Origin of the sequence: Roseibium polysiphoniae (assembly GCF_014842925.1) — a bacterium.
Classification (GTDB): domain Bacteria; phylum Pseudomonadota; class Alphaproteobacteria; order Rhizobiales; family Stappiaceae; genus Roseibium; species Roseibium polysiphoniae.
On the sequence record NZ_JACYXJ010000005.1, the window covers coordinates 97,835 to 111,430 of the forward strand.

Sequence of the window (13,596 nt, forward strand, 5' to 3'; positions counted from 1 at the left end):
CAGATCAGATGGAAAACTCTGCGATCACCGGTGCGTGGTCGGAGGGCTTTTCCCAGCCGCGTGCATCCCGCAGGACGCGGGTGCCCTTGATGTGGTCATCCAGGCTTTTCGACACCCAGACATGGTCTAGTCGGCGGCCCTTGTCGGCGGCGGACCAGTCCTTGGCGCGATAGCTCCACCAGGTGTAGATCTTCTCTTCCATCGGGGTGAAACGGCGCATGGCGTCGATCCAGCCGCCGCTTTCGCGCACATCTTCAAAGAGATCGACTTCGACCGGCGTGTGGCTGACGACCTTCAGCAGCTTCTTGTGCGACCAGACATCGTGCTCATAGGGCGCGACGTTCAGATCGCCCACAAGAACCGCTGGCTTTGCCGTTTCGGCGCCCTGCAGCCAGCCCTTCATCTCGGCAAAGAAGTCCAACTTGTGCCCGAACTTCGGATTGATCTCCCGGTTCGGTTCATCACCGCCCGCAGGCACATAAAAATTATGCACCCGCATTGCGCCGCCATTGAACGGAACATCAACCGCCACATGGCGGCTGTCGCCCATCTGGCAGAATTCCCGCTTCTCCACATTGGCAAGTGGCAGCCGGGAGACGGTCGCAACCCCGTGATAGCCCTTCTGGCCGTTGATCTCGATGTGCTCATAGCCAGCCTTGCGCAGCGGAGCGAAGGGAAAGTTGGCGTCTGGACATTTGGTTTCCTGGAGGCACAGCACGTCCGGCTGCACTTCTTCGAGGAATTTCTCGACAATCGGCATGCGCAGCCGCACGGAGTTGATGTTCCAGGTGGCAATTGTCAGACGATCGGTCATCGGAACCCTTGAAGAATCGGCACGGGAAGATGACCTGTCTTAAGGGCTTTGCCGGCCCTCGACCAGACCAAATTTCATGCGCTCTGCTCTGACTACACCCAAGTCAGGAGCGTTTCACATCTCCGACCCGCGTCAGCGCAAATTGGGTCATGGGCGGACCGATCAGCTCGAAGACAACCGTTGAACCGATTGCAATGGTGAGGATCTGATCCCGCCAATGCGGCAGCACCTCGACGCCCACAAGCGCCATGCCGAGCGCAACACCGGCCTGCGGAACCAGCGCCATCCCCATCCAGGCTCTTTCGGGCTTCTTCAAGGAAGTGAAGGCACCCCCAATCCAACCACCAATGAACCGTCCGACAAGACGCAAAGCAACATAGCCGAACCCCAGAAGGCCGAGCTCGCTCAAACTGCCGACGTCAAGCATCCCGCCAGCCAGCAGGAAGAACAGCGTCATGAACGGCCATTCCACGTGTTCAATCTCGTGGAAAGCGCGCGAATGATGCTTGGCGAAATTGGCGATCACCACACCGCAGGTCATTCCCGCCAAGAGAAACGAGACCTCGAACCAGATCGCCAGCCCCGCGACCAGAAAGACCACGCCCAGCGCTTCGGAAAGGGTTGGATCGCCCGGCCGCAACCGGCCCGTCAGGAAGGCCGCCGGCAGGCCAACCGCTACGCCGATCGCCACCGCACCGACGATTTCCCTTGTCGCTGCCAGCAGGTGCCCATCGGCGCCCAACCCCTCGACGCTTTGCGCCCAGACCAGGCAGAAGGCAAAAACAATCAGCCCCCATGCATCATCCAGCGCCACGATGCCCGTGACCACATTGGTGAAGTGTCCCCTCGAGCCACTCTGGCGCATGACATCCTGGGTGGCGGCCGGATCGGTGGCCGTCGCCATGGCGGCCAGAACCAGGGCCGGCGCCAGGGCAAGCCCGATGAGGGTCAGTCCGGCACCGACAATCAGACCTGTCACAAGAACAACCGCAACGGAGACAATGGCAATCGACTTGCCGCTGTTCTGCAGATTGAACCTGGTCAGCTTACCGCCCAGAAGGAAGGCAACCATGCTGAGCGCAAGGACCGACATCAGCTCATAAAGGGCAGAGAAGGTTTCGGGAAAGAGATCGAACCCGGACGGTCCCGCTGCGACGCCACACAGAATGAGCAAGGTAACTCGCGGCAGGCGGGTGCGATGGCCGATTTCGTCGGCGGCCATTCCAACCAGCAAAAGCAGTCCAAGGCCAATGAATGTGAGCGCATGATCCATGGCGGCAATTGGGTCATGACAAGCCGGCGCCAGTCCTTGACGCAGCGCAACTGAACTCAACTTTTCCCAACGTCATCCACACCAGATCACAGTTTCGAGATCTCCATGTTTCGTTAGGAATAATGCGCCATTTTGAGCCGAATTGTTCGCACACCCTTAACCAAGCGAGATCTCTCGTGCTCGATCTGACCCGTCATTTTTGCGCAATCCTTGGCGCCGTCCTTCTGACATCGTGCTCCGGCTACGATTTTCCGGACCCCACGCCCGAGGACTATGCGGTCCATGGCATTGATATTTCCAAGTATCAGGGCGACATCGACTGGGCAGCAGCCCGGCGGGGCGGCGTTGCCTTTGCCTGGATCAAGGCGACGGAAGGCGGCGACCATTCCGATGAGCGCTTCCTCGACAACTGGTACGGTGCAAAGGCTGCGGGCGTCCCCCGCGGGGCCTATCACTTCTATTATTTCTGCCGCCCGGTGCACGAGCAGGTGGACTGGGTGTTTAAAAACGTGCCGAAAGACCCGACGGCCCTGCCGCTGGTGCTCGACATGGAGTGGAACGCCCATTCCAAGACCTGCCGCATCCGCCCGCCACGGTCGGAAATCGTCCGCGACATGAAGTACTTCCTGGACGAGGTCGAAAAGCACTACGGCAAGCGGCCCGTCATCTATTCTTCTGTCGACTTCCACCGCGACCGTATGGTCGGCGCATTCAAGGACGAACAATTCTGGCTGCGCTCGGTGGCGAGCTACCCGAACCACATCTACACGGACCGCGACGACTGGTACTTCTGGCAGTACACCGCCGAAGGCGACGTGCCGGGCATCGACGGCAACGTCGACCGGAATGTCTTTTACGGCAGCAAGTCCCAGTTCCGGAAATGGCTGAAGGGCGAGCTGGAGCGCTAGAGAGACGATACCCGGCAGCAAAGCCGGGCCCGGGTCCGAACGCCAGCCGGGCCCCAACACCAGCGGGGAATGACATCGATCATTGCGATGTCATCAACCTGTGCCATACTCCACATCAGTTATCGCGTGGAGGTTTTGATGCTTGGATTTGGCAAAGGGTTTCGTCTTGCCGCCCCCTTGGCTCTGTTTTTCCTAACGATCTGCTCTGCCGCGTCGGCTCAGTCCTCCTATCAGGCGAGCGCCACGACCAATCTGAATTTCCGCGCCGGACCGGGCACCAACTATGAGATCATCGGGTCCATTCCCAACGGCCGAATTGTCACCGTGTTCAATTGCACGGAAGGCTACGGCTGGTGTGATATCGACTATGCCGGCCAGCGCGGCTGGGCCTCTGGCAAATATCTCGCCTACGCAGGAAGCGGCACCTATTACGGCCAGCCGATCTACCGGTCAGGGGTTTATATCGGCCTGCCGCTGATCTGGCACAGCTATCCGATCTACCGCCCGCGCCCGCCCTATGATCCGGGCTATCGTCCGCCACCGGGCAACCGCCCTCCCGGAAACCGTCCACCGGGATACAGGCCGCCCAAGCCGACACCCCCGATCGCGCGCCCCCCTGTAAACCGTCCGCCGCCGGGTGTTCGCCCGCCGCGTCCATCCAACCCGATCGCCAGACCTCCCGGGTCACGGCCACCGGGAGCAAGACCGCCCAGCGCCAGACCACCCAGCGCGCGGCCGCCGAGCTATCGTCCCCGTCCCGGAGCGCGCCCGTCACGGCCAAGTGGCGGACGTCCGTCGCGGCCCAGCGGTGGCCGCCGCCGCTGACCAGCCGCCCGACTTAAAGTTTCCCGGCCAGACCCGGAAGGATTTGTGACATGAAATTCCCTGTATCACTTGCCGTCGCAGCACTGATCGGCGTTGCTGTTTCGAATGCACCAGCCAGCGCCGGCACCATGCAGGACGCCCTTTCCCGCGGCACATTGCGCGTCGGCATCGCCGAGGAAAACTTCGTTCCCTGGCTGGCTAACGACAAGAGCGGCGGTCGCATGGGCTTCGAGATCGACGTCGCAACGTCCGTGGCAGACGCGCTTCAACTCACCCCGGAATTTGTCGAGATGCCCTTCGACCAGCTGCTGCGCGGCCTTACCATCGGCCAGCTGGATGTCGTGATCTCAGGCATGTCCGTGTCGGCGGACCGCGCGCGTGAAGTGCTCTTCACCGCCCCCTATTCCAGCACGGACTTCAGCGTCGTGGTGGACAAGACCGCATTGCCGGAGGGCGCCGAAGACAACGGCTTCGATGTCGAGGGCATGAAACTCGGCGTTGCCGGAGACACGCTCGCCGACTATGCCGCATCGAGCGAGTTTCAGCTGGCAGAAGTCATGCGCTATGACAACAACGGCGATCTGCGCGACGCCTTTCTCGACGGCGATGTTCAAGGCGTGATTGTCCCCACGCCCTATCCCGAGTTCATCGTGTCGCGCGATCCTGACCGCTTTGCCGCGGAAGCCGAACCCCTGGTGTCAACCCTGCAGGCCATGGCCGTGCGCCCGGGCAGCGAGCGTTTCGTCAACTTTCTGAACGCCTGGCTGATGGAAAACACGGCCAACGGCACCCTTGGCGACATGCGCAGCCATTGGTTCCAGAGTCTCGATTGGCTTGACCGGCTTGAAGGCTATGACGCGCCGCCTGCACCGGAGCGAGAAGACGCTCCTACGGCGGCTGAATAAGCCTCGACCAACTTCTGCGACGTGCAGGCTCAGCGTATCTTTATCTGGTGCGCAATGGCCCGCCCGTCGCTAACGGTCACCTGGGTGAAACCAAGCAGCTTGCAGAAATCCAGGAAGTTGAGCTCATAAGGCTCCGCCGATTGGGTGAACAGCGGCGTCGCCCTGGCCATGGAGGTCAGGGATGCCAGCAGCGCCCGCATGCGATAGAGCGTATCGTAACGGCCATCCCCCGTCGCGACGATGATCATCTTCTCGAGCCTCTCGCCCTTGGCAAAGAGGTGATAGCCCGGCGCATGATTTTGCTGGAGCTGTTGGGCGGCAAGCCCGATCACAAAAGCGGCCCGTGAGGTTTCTTCGGCGTCATCGGCAACCGGCACGCTGGCAACATAGACCTCATGTGTCTGCGGAGCGGGATAATAGTAGCCCGCATGCAGATCTGCGGCTTCTGCTTCCTTTGCCGGAACCACGGCTGCAGAGGACGCAAGCATCAAAACGCCCAAAACCGGCAGAAGACTATTCAATCGCACTACAAAATTCCCCCTGTATCAACTCTGCGGCGAGAATGGTTGGGAATCTGGGGCATTGCAAGGTTGGTCTGCAATGCCGGCGGAAAGCTTCTGTAAGGATGACACATCCTCCAATATCCTTATATCTTTGAACAACGCGCAACCCAATTGCCTCTTTCTCAAAGACCCGAGATCAATGACCATCACGAATGAAGACGAACTCACCGCATTAAAAGAAATCGGGCAAATCGTTGCCAATGCGCTTGAAACCATGCGCCATGCACTGGAACCGGGCATCACGACAGAAGAACTCGACCGGATAGGTGCGCGGGTGCTCGCCGAGGCAGGTGCCGTATCAGCACCGGAAAAATGTTACGATTTTCCCGGAGCGACCTGCATCAGCGTGAATGAGGAAATCGCTCATGGAATTCCCGGCCCCCGCAGAATTGAAAGCGGCGATCTCGTCAATATTGATGTCTCCGCGGAAAAAATGGCTTCTTCGCCGATACAGGCGCCTCTTTCACCGTTCCTCCAGTGGCACCCCACATCGAACGTCTGTGCAGAGATGGCCGGCGTGCAATGTGGGCCGGCATCCGTCAGGTAAAAGCAGGTGCGCCGCTAGCTTCGATTGGCGCGGCAGTCGGGGAATTCGCAAAGAAAAACAAGTACACGCTGGTCAAGAACCTCGCCAGCCACGGTGTCGGCCGATCCTTGCATGAATGTCCGACCGAAATTGCCACATGGCCGAACAAATCGGAACGGCGGGTGATGAACGAAGGATTGGTCTTCACGATCGAACCCTTCCTGTCTCGAGGCGCCGAATGGGCAGACGAAGGCAAAGACGGCTGGACCCTTTACAGCCTGCCACAGGCCCCAACCGTCCAGTTCGAACATACGGTCATCGCAACACGCAACGGCCCTCAGGTCATCACGCTTCCGGGTTGACCGTTCCAAGAGCAAGTCAACTCAAGGCTTTTGCCCGGCCATGACGAGCGACCAGAACACCTTGTGCTTGGCCCGCGCGGAATAGGCAGTGGCAAGGCCAAGACGTGTGGCCGCCGGATCGAGCATGACCTTGTTGTGCTTGGGCGATTCCCGCCATCCGGAAAAAGCCTCCGCCAGTGTCCGGTAACCGCCGCTGACATTTTCAACCGCATGGGTCTCCGGCTCGCCGATCGATGCCATGCGCGCCGACAGTTTCTGCTCCTTGCCCAGGGACGTTCTGACCGATCCGGCTGCGGCCATCGCCCGCGCCTGGCTCAAGGCAATCGCGCCGAGAGCCGGATCGACTGTCAGCGGCTGCAGACCGTTGTTCACCCTGTACTGGGAGATCATCTGCGCCGCGATAGCCTGGTCGACCGATGCGTCCAGCCGCGCCATGCTCTTGTAGAAGGCCGGCACCTCACCGTTGTTCGGCGCGCAGGCAGATACCAGCAGCGCAGCCAAAAGGCCGACAAGCGGCGTCAAGCGGATCTTGTTCATGAAGTCCCCATTATGCGTCACCAACCGTGTCGCCTGGTGTCTGTGGAGGAAGGGCGTTGTTCGAGCCCCGGTCAAAACCGCCGGCGGGCAGCCCCGACCGGATGTGCAGATCGCGCTGCGGGAACGGGATTTCAATCCCGGCTTCGCGCAGCTTCCGAAACACGGCAAATCGAAGCTCCGAACCGACCTGTAGCGAACGCTCGATATTCGGCAGATAGCATCGAATTTCGAAATTCAGCGAACTGTCGCCGAAGGCCATGAAATAGATCTGAGGCTCTGGAAACGACATCACGCCCGGATGGCTTGCAGCGCAATCGGCAAGGATTTCGCGCACCTGTTCCGGGTCGCTGTCGTAGGACACGCCAACTGCCACCGTGATCCGGCCGGTCGAATTGTTGTGCATCCAGTTCTTGACCACACCCGAGATCAGATTGGAGTTCGGAATGATCACCGTGGACCGGTCGAAGGTCTCGATTTCGGTCGCCCGAACGTTGATCCGCCGCACATAGCCCTGGTCCGCGCCGATGATCACCCAGTCCCCGACCTTGACCGGCCGTTCCGCCAGCACGACGAGGCCGGACACGAAGTTGTTCACGATCCCCTGAAGGCCAAGGCCGACGCCGACGGACAGCGCGCCGGCGACAATCGCGATGTTCTGCAGGTTCAGGCCGGCAAATGCGAGGGCGACCAGACCGGCAACGATATAGCCCACATAGCCGAAGCCCGTGGTCACCGACGTCTGCAGGCCGATGTCCATCTGCGTTTTCGGCAGATACTTGCGCTCCAGCCAGCGCTGGGAGGCCTTTGTCGAAAAGGCAATGCCGATGAAAAGCAAAATGGCGCCGACGACGGACGTGAGCGATATCGCGGCGGAGCCGATTTGGAGACCTGACAAGATCTGGTCAGCAAACCCGAGGAGATCACCGGTGGTGTAGCCCCAGGGCAGCAAAAGCCCGACCGCCACCAGCAGCAAAAGACCCAGCTTGGCGATCCCGCTTAAAATGACCCCAATTTGCTCCAGCGTGCTGGCGCGAAGGCCAAGGGCGTCGTGCAAAACGCTGCCGATCGACTTGTCGATGGCGAAATTGGGCGCAAACCAGTCTTCCACGAAACGAAGCAGAAGCGACAAGGTGAAAAGCGAGAGCATCGTCCAGATGATCTGGGTCGACACGAACCCGCCAAGGCTGAAAAAGCCGGCAAAGGGCGCCAGGAAAGCCACCAGCGTTCCGACCCACACCACCGGTTTCACCCAGGACCATAGCCCATCGACGCTGATGACGTCCTCATTCTCGACCTCCCGCTCAACCTCGCTGACGCTGCGCAGGATCTGGAAGGTGCAAACGGCGACGCCGATGGAAAGAACACCGGCAACAACAGCGCTCAGACTGCGGAACTCGGGAACAGCCTTTATGACAATGACGAACGCCACGAAGACGGCATAGATCACGGCCGCCAGAAGAGAAAAACGATAGGCGCTGTTGGCATCTTCATCACTCATGTCGGCGATCCGCCATTGTGGCCGGAACGGCGCGAGCAGCGCACTCGACACGCCGAATGTGAAGGTTGCAAACAAGATACCGCCGAAGATCGCGATCATTGCAACATTGAGCTGATCGGAGGAAACCTCCAGCAGCTGAACCACCCAGAAGAAGGTCACTCCGATCGCCAACGGAGCCAGCACCGAAGAGATGACGATCAAAACGGCAGCACGCGACTTGAGCCCCCAGTCAGGGTTCTCAATGTCCGGATCTCGTGACGCTTTGCCGAGGAGCCAGCGGCGCAACCACCAGATCAGTGGAATGCTTGCAAAGAAGTAGACAATAAGTGCCGGCACGCCGAAAACGCCAAGCTGTGCCTCGACCGTCGCAACCCAGTTTTGAAACTGAGCCTTGAGCGCCGTGGTCGCGGTCGACAGGTCGGTCATGGCGCGCGCCCAGAGATCCGGTGATAAAATGCTGTCGTTCCGGTGCAACAGCGAGGCTCTCAGGACTTCCCGGCGTTGAAACGCAATGCGGCTAGAAAGGTCCTGCGCCTGCGCGCTGACGATCCGCGCCTGCCGCGACAGCCCGGACAGGACTTGCTGCGCCGCTTGATATTTCTCCCGTTGGGCACTCAGGCTCGCCGGCTCAACGGTACCTTGCTCCGCCGTCCCGAGGTCAAGAAGGCTGCGCTCCACCGAACTCAGCGGTGTGTTGATGCTCGCCCTGAGCTGATCGGCGGCATCTCGAAGGGCGTTCACCCGGTTTTCCAGGCCCTGCAGTGTTGGCGCGTTCAGGCCGCCGCGGTCAACGGCAGCCTCGATGGTGTTGAGCCGGGACCAGAGGCCATCGATTCGAGCCTGAACGCGATCGCGCTCTTCCAGATCCAAAAGCGCATTGGGCGTGATCCGGATGGTCGAAGGGTTTGTCTGCAGCGGGCTAATTCGGCGCGCATCAGCCTCGGCTGGCGTCTGTTCGGACGCCTTCGAATTCTCTGCGCCGGGAAGAATTTCGCCACTCTCGCCCAGAACGCCGTAGTTTTCCTGCCCGGGGGCCGCAGCAACGCCCAGACCCGTGAAAACGACAAGGCAGACAATTCTGAAAAAGGGCAGCAGTGCCATTGATGCAGCTCGGTCCCTGTTGTGCGTCCCCGACACGATCGCCCCGCATAAGAAGCGATAGATGAGGCCGGTTCTGTCACACTCCGACGAAGGATACACGCGCTAGTCAGCTTCCGTGTCAAAAAAAAGACCAACCCGCCGGGGCGGGTTGGTCATCGGTAGGCCGCTCAAGAAACTTGAGCTCCTGGGAGCCTTGAATGAGGATCAGCGCTTGGCTGCCTCGAGCACATCTTCGTAGGACCGGAGCCCGGTCGTCGGCGCACAGACGAGCACCGCCATGTTGCCCGGCGCGTGCTGGTTCTTCCACATCTTGGTGTGCGCCTTGGGGATCTGATCCCACGGGAACACCTCAGACATATACGGGTCGATGCGGCGCTCGATCATCAGCTTGTTGGCCGAAGACGCCTGCTTCAGATGGGCAAAATGCGAACCCTGCAGCCGCTTCTGGTGCATCCACATGTAGCGGACGTCAAAGGTACAGTTGAACCCTGTGGTTCCGGCGCAAATCACGACCATGCCGCCCTTCTTGCAGACGAAGGTCGAGACCGGGAACGTCGCTTCGCCCGGATGCTCGAAGACAATGTCGACGTTGTTGCCCTTGCCGGTGATGTCCCAGATCGCCTTGCCGAACTTGCGAACTTCCTTGAACCACTCGTTGTACTCCGGCGAATTCACCGTCGGCAGCTGACCCCAGCAGTTGAAGTCCTTGCGGTTGAGCACTCCCTTTGCGCCAAGGCCCATGACGAAGTCACGCTTGTCTTCGTCGGAGATCACGCCGATGGCATTGGCCCCTGTCGTGTTGATCAGCTGGATCGCGTAGGAGCCGAGCCCGCCGGATGCGCCCCACACAAGAACATTCTGACCCGGCTTCAGCTCATGCGGATGGTGACCGAACAACATGCGGTAGGCCGTTGCCAGCGTCAGCGTGTAACAGGCGCTTTCTTCCCAGGTCAGATGCTGTGGCCGCGGCATCAACTGCTGCGCCTGCACCCGGGTGAACTGGCCGAAGGAGCCGTCATGTGTCTCATAGCCCCAGATACGCTGGGTCGGGGAATACATCGGATCGCCGCCGTTGCACTCCTCATCGTCGCCATCGTCCTGGTTACAGTGAATGACAACCTCGTCGCCGACTTTCCAGCGCTTCACCTTGTCGCCAACGGCCCAGATGATGCCCGACGCATCGGAACCGGCGACATGATAATCCGCCCTGTGAACGTCAAAAGGGCTGATCGGCTCGCCGAGACCGGCCCAGATGCCGTTGTAGTTGACGCCAGCGGCCATCACGAGAACCAGAACTTCGTGGCTGTCCAGCTCCCATGTCGGCACCACTTCCAGCTTCATGGCCTCTTCCGGCGGGCCGTGACGGTCCCGTCGGATCGCCCAGGCGTACATGTTCTTGGGAACATGGCCCAGCGGCGGGATCTCGCCCGGCTCGTAAAGATCTTTCATCGGTGCCGCCTCCGGCGTTCGATTGTCGTTGGCCTCAGCTGTCGCGCTTGTCATGTTTTCCTCCCTTGCGGCAGCCCCGCGCTTGATCTTCGCCATGTTTCGCCAACCCACTGCCGCTGCAGCGCAAAAGGCAAAATCGGGCTCGAGACCGCATTTGCGCAACTATCATGCGAAAAGAGCATCATATCTATACGACTATTGCTTAACTTGCGTTTTGGGCCAAGGAGCTTTTTGCATTGCATATAAATGGGCTTTCCACGCCCGCGAGAAAAAGGCATGATTTCCGTTAACGGAAGCACCAGACGGCGAAGGCGTGATTTTTCATGCCTGTAGACATTGCGTCGAAGCTGCCTGGAGGAGGGACACGACAATGAGCACGCCGGACAATTCCGCGCCCACGGCAGCTGCAGAGCGCGATCGCCCGTGGATCTTCCGCACCTATGCCGGTCATTCCACGGCGACCGAATCCAACAAGCTCTACCGGACCAATCTGACGAAGGGGCAGACCGGCCTCTCGGTTGCCTTCGACCTGCCAACCCAGACCGGCTATGACCCCGACGACATTCTGGCCCGCGGTGAGGTCGGCAAGGTCGGCGTGCCCGTATCGAACCTTGGCGACATGCGAGCGCTCTTCCAGGATATTCCCCTGGAGCGCATGAACACCTCCATGACCATCAACGCCACCGCGCCCTGGCTGCTGTCGCTGTATGTCGCGGTCGCCGACGAACAGGGGGCGGATCGCAAGCTGCTGTCCGGCACGACCCAGAACGACATCATCAAGGAATATCTGTCCCGCGGCACTTACGTGTTCCCGCCGGCGCCCTCCCTGGCGCTGACCACGGATGTGATCGCCTGGACCTATTCCAACATGCCCAAGTGGAACCCAATGAACGTCTGCTCCTATCATTTGCAGGAAGCTGGTGCGACGCCGGTTCAGGAACTGTCTTTTGCCCTTGCCACAGCGGTTGCCATTCTCGACAGCATGAAGGCCTCCGGCGCCATTCCGGAAGACGATTTTTCGCGCGCCGTCGGCCGCATCTCCTTCTTCGTCAACGCGGGCATGCGCTTTGTCACGGAGATGTGCAAGATGCGCGCCTTCACCGAGCTTTGGGACGAGATCTGCCGGGAACGCTATGGCGTCGAGGAAGAAAAATACCGGCGCTTCCGCTATGGCGTTCAGGTGAATTCGCTCGGCCTCACCGAGCCGCAGCCGGAAAACAACGTCTATCGCATCCTGATCGAGATGCTGGCCGTGGTCCTGTCCAAGAACGCCCGGGCCCGCGCCGTTCAGCTGCCGGCCTGGAACGAGGCCCTCGGCCTGCCACGTCCCTTCGACCAGCAATGGTCCCTCAGGATGCAGCAGATCGTCGCCTATGAGACCGACCTTCTGGAATATGCCGACATCTTCGACGGATCGTCCGAGATCACCCGCAAGGTCGAGGCCCTGAAGGAAGAAGCCCGCGAGGAACTCGCCCGGATCGACGACATGGGCGGGGCCGTCGCCGCGGTTGAATCCAGCTACATGAAGCGCAAGCTGGTGGAATCCAACTCCGCCCGCCTTGCCGCCATCGAAGCCGGTGAGCAGATCGTTGTCGGCGTCAACAAATGGACCGAGAGCGAACCCTCCCCCCTGGCCTCAGGCGAGGACGGCGGCATTCTGACCGTGCCCGAGCACTTCGAGGAAGAGGCCATCGAAAAGATCAAGGCCTGGCGCGACAACCGCGATCAGACGGCTGTCGACACGGCGATTGCAGAGCTGAAACAGGCCGCCAGCGAAGGCCGCAACATCATGGAGCCCTCCATTGCCGCCGCCAAGGCAGGCGTGACCACCGGCGAATGGGGCCGCACCCTGCGCGAGGTCTTTGGCGAATACCGGGCGCCGACCGGCGTCGGACAGGCCGCACGCGACGACGCCGGAGATCTGGCCACTGTCCGCGCCGATGTCGAAGCCGTTTCGTCCAGGCTTGGCCGCCGCCTGAAATTCCTTGTCGGCAAGCCGGGGCTGGACGGGCATTCCAACGGCGCGGAACAAATTGCGGTGCGCGCCCGCGATTGCGGCATGGAAGTGGTTTACGAAGGCATCCGCCTGACCCCGGCCCAGATTGCCAATGCGGCGATCGAGGAAGATGTCCACGTCATCGGCCTGTCGATCCTGTCCGGCTCGCATCTGGCCCTGGTCCGGGATGTCCTGGACCGCCTGCGGGCCTCCGGCGCCGACGACATTCCGGTCGTGGTCGGCGGCATCATCCCAGATGAGGACGCCACCAGCCTGAAAGCCATGGGCGTCGCCGCCGTCTACACGCCGAAGGACTTCCAGCTCACCGACATCATGGCCGACGTGGTCAAGATCGTCGCCGCAGGGTCTGAAAAGGCAGCGTGAATGCAGGTCCTGACCGCCGTCAATCCGGCAGCCTGACAACCATCTCGATTTCGATCTTCGGATCCGGGCCGGCCAATGCGCTGACACCGATACCGGTCAGGCTCGGCCTGGCCCCATCGAGAAACGCCAGGAGAGGCCCCATCGCTTGTCCTTGTGTCTCGGAGTCCAGATCGACCACGTAAATCCGCATCTGCACGATATCGGCAGTGCCTGCACCAATCGCCTGCAGCGCGCGGTCCAGATTGGCGACGACAACCTTCGTCTGCTCCGCGATTGACCCTGGAACAGCTCCCCCGTCCGCGGTCCAGGCAACCTGTCCGGACACAAAGGCCAGCCGTCCCGGCTCCGCGATGGAAATCTGCGAATAGCCGACCTGGCCTGCATCAGGCAGGTCGCTCGGGTTCAAGCGTTCAATCGTGTTGGTCATGGCATCGTCCCTTCATTGCTTGTCTGCT

Annotated in this window: 11 protein-coding genes and 1 pseudogene; 5 read left to right on the top strand and 7 right to left on the bottom strand. The window is 60.7% G+C overall.

What is annotated here, in order from left to right:
- Positions 1-4: 4 nt before the first annotated feature.
- Positions 5-814 (bottom strand): exodeoxyribonuclease III, encoded by an 810-nt coding sequence (xth, locus tag IG617_RS13440; protein WP_192109737.1) that lies wholly within the window; start codon positions 812-814, stop codon positions 5-7.
- Positions 815-917: 103 nt separating this feature from the next.
- Complete coding sequence (locus IG617_RS13445) at positions 918-2,087, bottom strand: cation:proton antiporter (protein WP_192110195.1); 1,170 nt, start codon at positions 2,085-2,087, stop codon at positions 918-920.
- Between the two features lie 176 nt (positions 2,088-2,263).
- Between IG617_RS13445 and IG617_RS13450 the strand changes: the two genes are divergently transcribed.
- The 3 genes from IG617_RS13450 to IG617_RS13460 all read left to right on the top strand — a co-directional run bounded on the left by IG617_RS13450 (position 2,264) and on the right by IG617_RS13460 (position 4,725).
- Positions 2,264-2,995 carry a glycoside hydrolase family 25 protein gene (locus tag IG617_RS13450; RefSeq protein ID WP_338109975.1) on the top strand — a complete coding sequence of 244 codons (732 nt, stop codon included), beginning with the start codon at positions 2,264-2,266 and terminating at the stop codon, positions 2,993-2,995.
- A gap of 138 nt (positions 2,996-3,133) precedes the next feature.
- On the top strand, positions 3,134-3,820 hold the full coding sequence (locus IG617_RS13455) for an SH3 domain-containing protein (RefSeq protein WP_192109739.1): 687 nt from the start codon (positions 3,134-3,136) through the stop codon (positions 3,818-3,820).
- 50 nt (positions 3,821-3,870) lie between these two features.
- Positions 3,871-4,725 carry an ABC transporter substrate-binding protein gene (locus tag IG617_RS13460; RefSeq protein ID WP_192109740.1) on the top strand — a complete coding sequence of 285 codons (855 nt, stop codon included), beginning with the start codon at positions 3,871-3,873 and terminating at the stop codon, positions 4,723-4,725.
- 29 nt (positions 4,726-4,754) lie between these two features.
- Here IG617_RS13460 and IG617_RS13465 read toward each other — a convergent pair whose 3' ends face one another.
- Positions 4,755-5,252 (bottom strand): hypothetical protein, encoded by a 498-nt coding sequence (locus tag IG617_RS13465; protein ID WP_209008476.1) that lies wholly within the window; start codon positions 5,250-5,252, stop codon positions 4,755-4,757.
- 175 nt (positions 5,253-5,427) lie between these two features.
- Between IG617_RS13465 and map the strand changes: the two are divergent.
- Positions 5,428-6,176: pseudogene (map, locus tag IG617_RS13470) on the top strand (type I methionyl aminopeptidase).
- A 21-nt stretch (positions 6,177-6,197) separates the two neighbouring features.
- Here map and IG617_RS13475 read toward each other — a convergent pair.
- The 3 genes from IG617_RS13475 to ccrA form a co-directional block, all read right to left on the bottom strand.
- On the bottom strand, positions 6,198-6,713 hold the full coding sequence (locus tag IG617_RS13475; protein WP_192109741.1) for a CAP domain-containing protein: 516 nt from the start codon (positions 6,711-6,713) through the stop codon (positions 6,198-6,200).
- A gap of 10 nt (positions 6,714-6,723) precedes the next feature.
- A complete protein-coding gene (locus tag IG617_RS13480; RefSeq protein WP_192109742.1) occupies positions 6,724-9,312 on the bottom strand; it encodes a DUF3772 domain-containing protein in 2,589 nt (862 codons plus the stop codon).
- Between the two features lie 204 nt (positions 9,313-9,516).
- Positions 9,517-10,815: a crotonyl-CoA carboxylase/reductase gene (gene ccrA / locus IG617_RS13485; RefSeq protein WP_192109743.1), complete on the bottom strand. Its 1,299-nt coding sequence runs from the start codon at positions 10,813-10,815 to the stop codon at positions 9,517-9,519.
- A 316-nt stretch (positions 10,816-11,131) separates the two neighbouring features.
- On the opposite strand from ccrA, the gene IG617_RS13490 reads away from it, so the two are divergent.
- Positions 11,132-13,141, top strand: coding sequence for a protein meaA (locus tag IG617_RS13490; protein ID WP_192109744.1), 2,010 nt, complete (start codon positions 11,132-11,134; stop codon positions 13,139-13,141).
- A 19-nt stretch (positions 13,142-13,160) separates the two neighbouring features.
- Here IG617_RS13490 and IG617_RS13495 read toward each other — a convergent pair whose 3' ends face one another.
- Positions 13,161-13,568: a RidA family protein gene (locus IG617_RS13495; protein ID WP_192109745.1), complete on the bottom strand. Its 408-nt coding sequence runs from the start codon at positions 13,566-13,568 to the stop codon at positions 13,161-13,163.
- Positions 13,569-13,596 lie beyond the last annotated feature (28 nt).

Bases quoted from the DNA above. Each gene is read 5' to 3' on its own strand.
- ccrA (WP_192109743.1), bottom strand. From the start codon at position 10,815: ATGACAAGCGCGACAGCTGAGGCCAACGACAATCGAACGCCGGAGGCG.
- xth (WP_192109737.1), bottom strand. From the start codon at position 814: ATGACCGATCGTCTGACAATTGCCACCTGGAACATCAACTCCGTGCGG.
- IG617_RS13475 (WP_192109741.1), bottom strand. From the start codon at position 6,713: ATGAACAAGATCCGCTTGACGCCGCTTGTCGGCCTTTTGGCTGCGCTG.
- IG617_RS13445 (WP_192110195.1), bottom strand. From the start codon at position 2,087: ATGGATCATGCGCTCACATTCATTGGCCTTGGACTGCTTTTGCTGGTT.
- IG617_RS13480 (WP_192109742.1), bottom strand. From the start codon at position 9,312: ATGGCACTGCTGCCCTTTTTCAGAATTGTCTGCCTTGTCGTTTTCACG.
- IG617_RS13490 (WP_192109744.1), top strand. From the start codon at position 11,132: ATGAGCACGCCGGACAATTCCGCGCCCACGGCAGCTGCAGAGCGCGAT.
- IG617_RS13455 (WP_192109739.1), top strand. From the start codon at position 3,134: ATGCTTGGATTTGGCAAAGGGTTTCGTCTTGCCGCCCCCTTGGCTCTG.
- IG617_RS13495 (WP_192109745.1), bottom strand. From the start codon at position 13,568: ATGACCAACACGATTGAACGCTTGAACCCGAGCGACCTGCCTGATGCA.
- IG617_RS13460 (WP_192109740.1), top strand. From the start codon at position 3,871: ATGAAATTCCCTGTATCACTTGCCGTCGCAGCACTGATCGGCGTTGCT.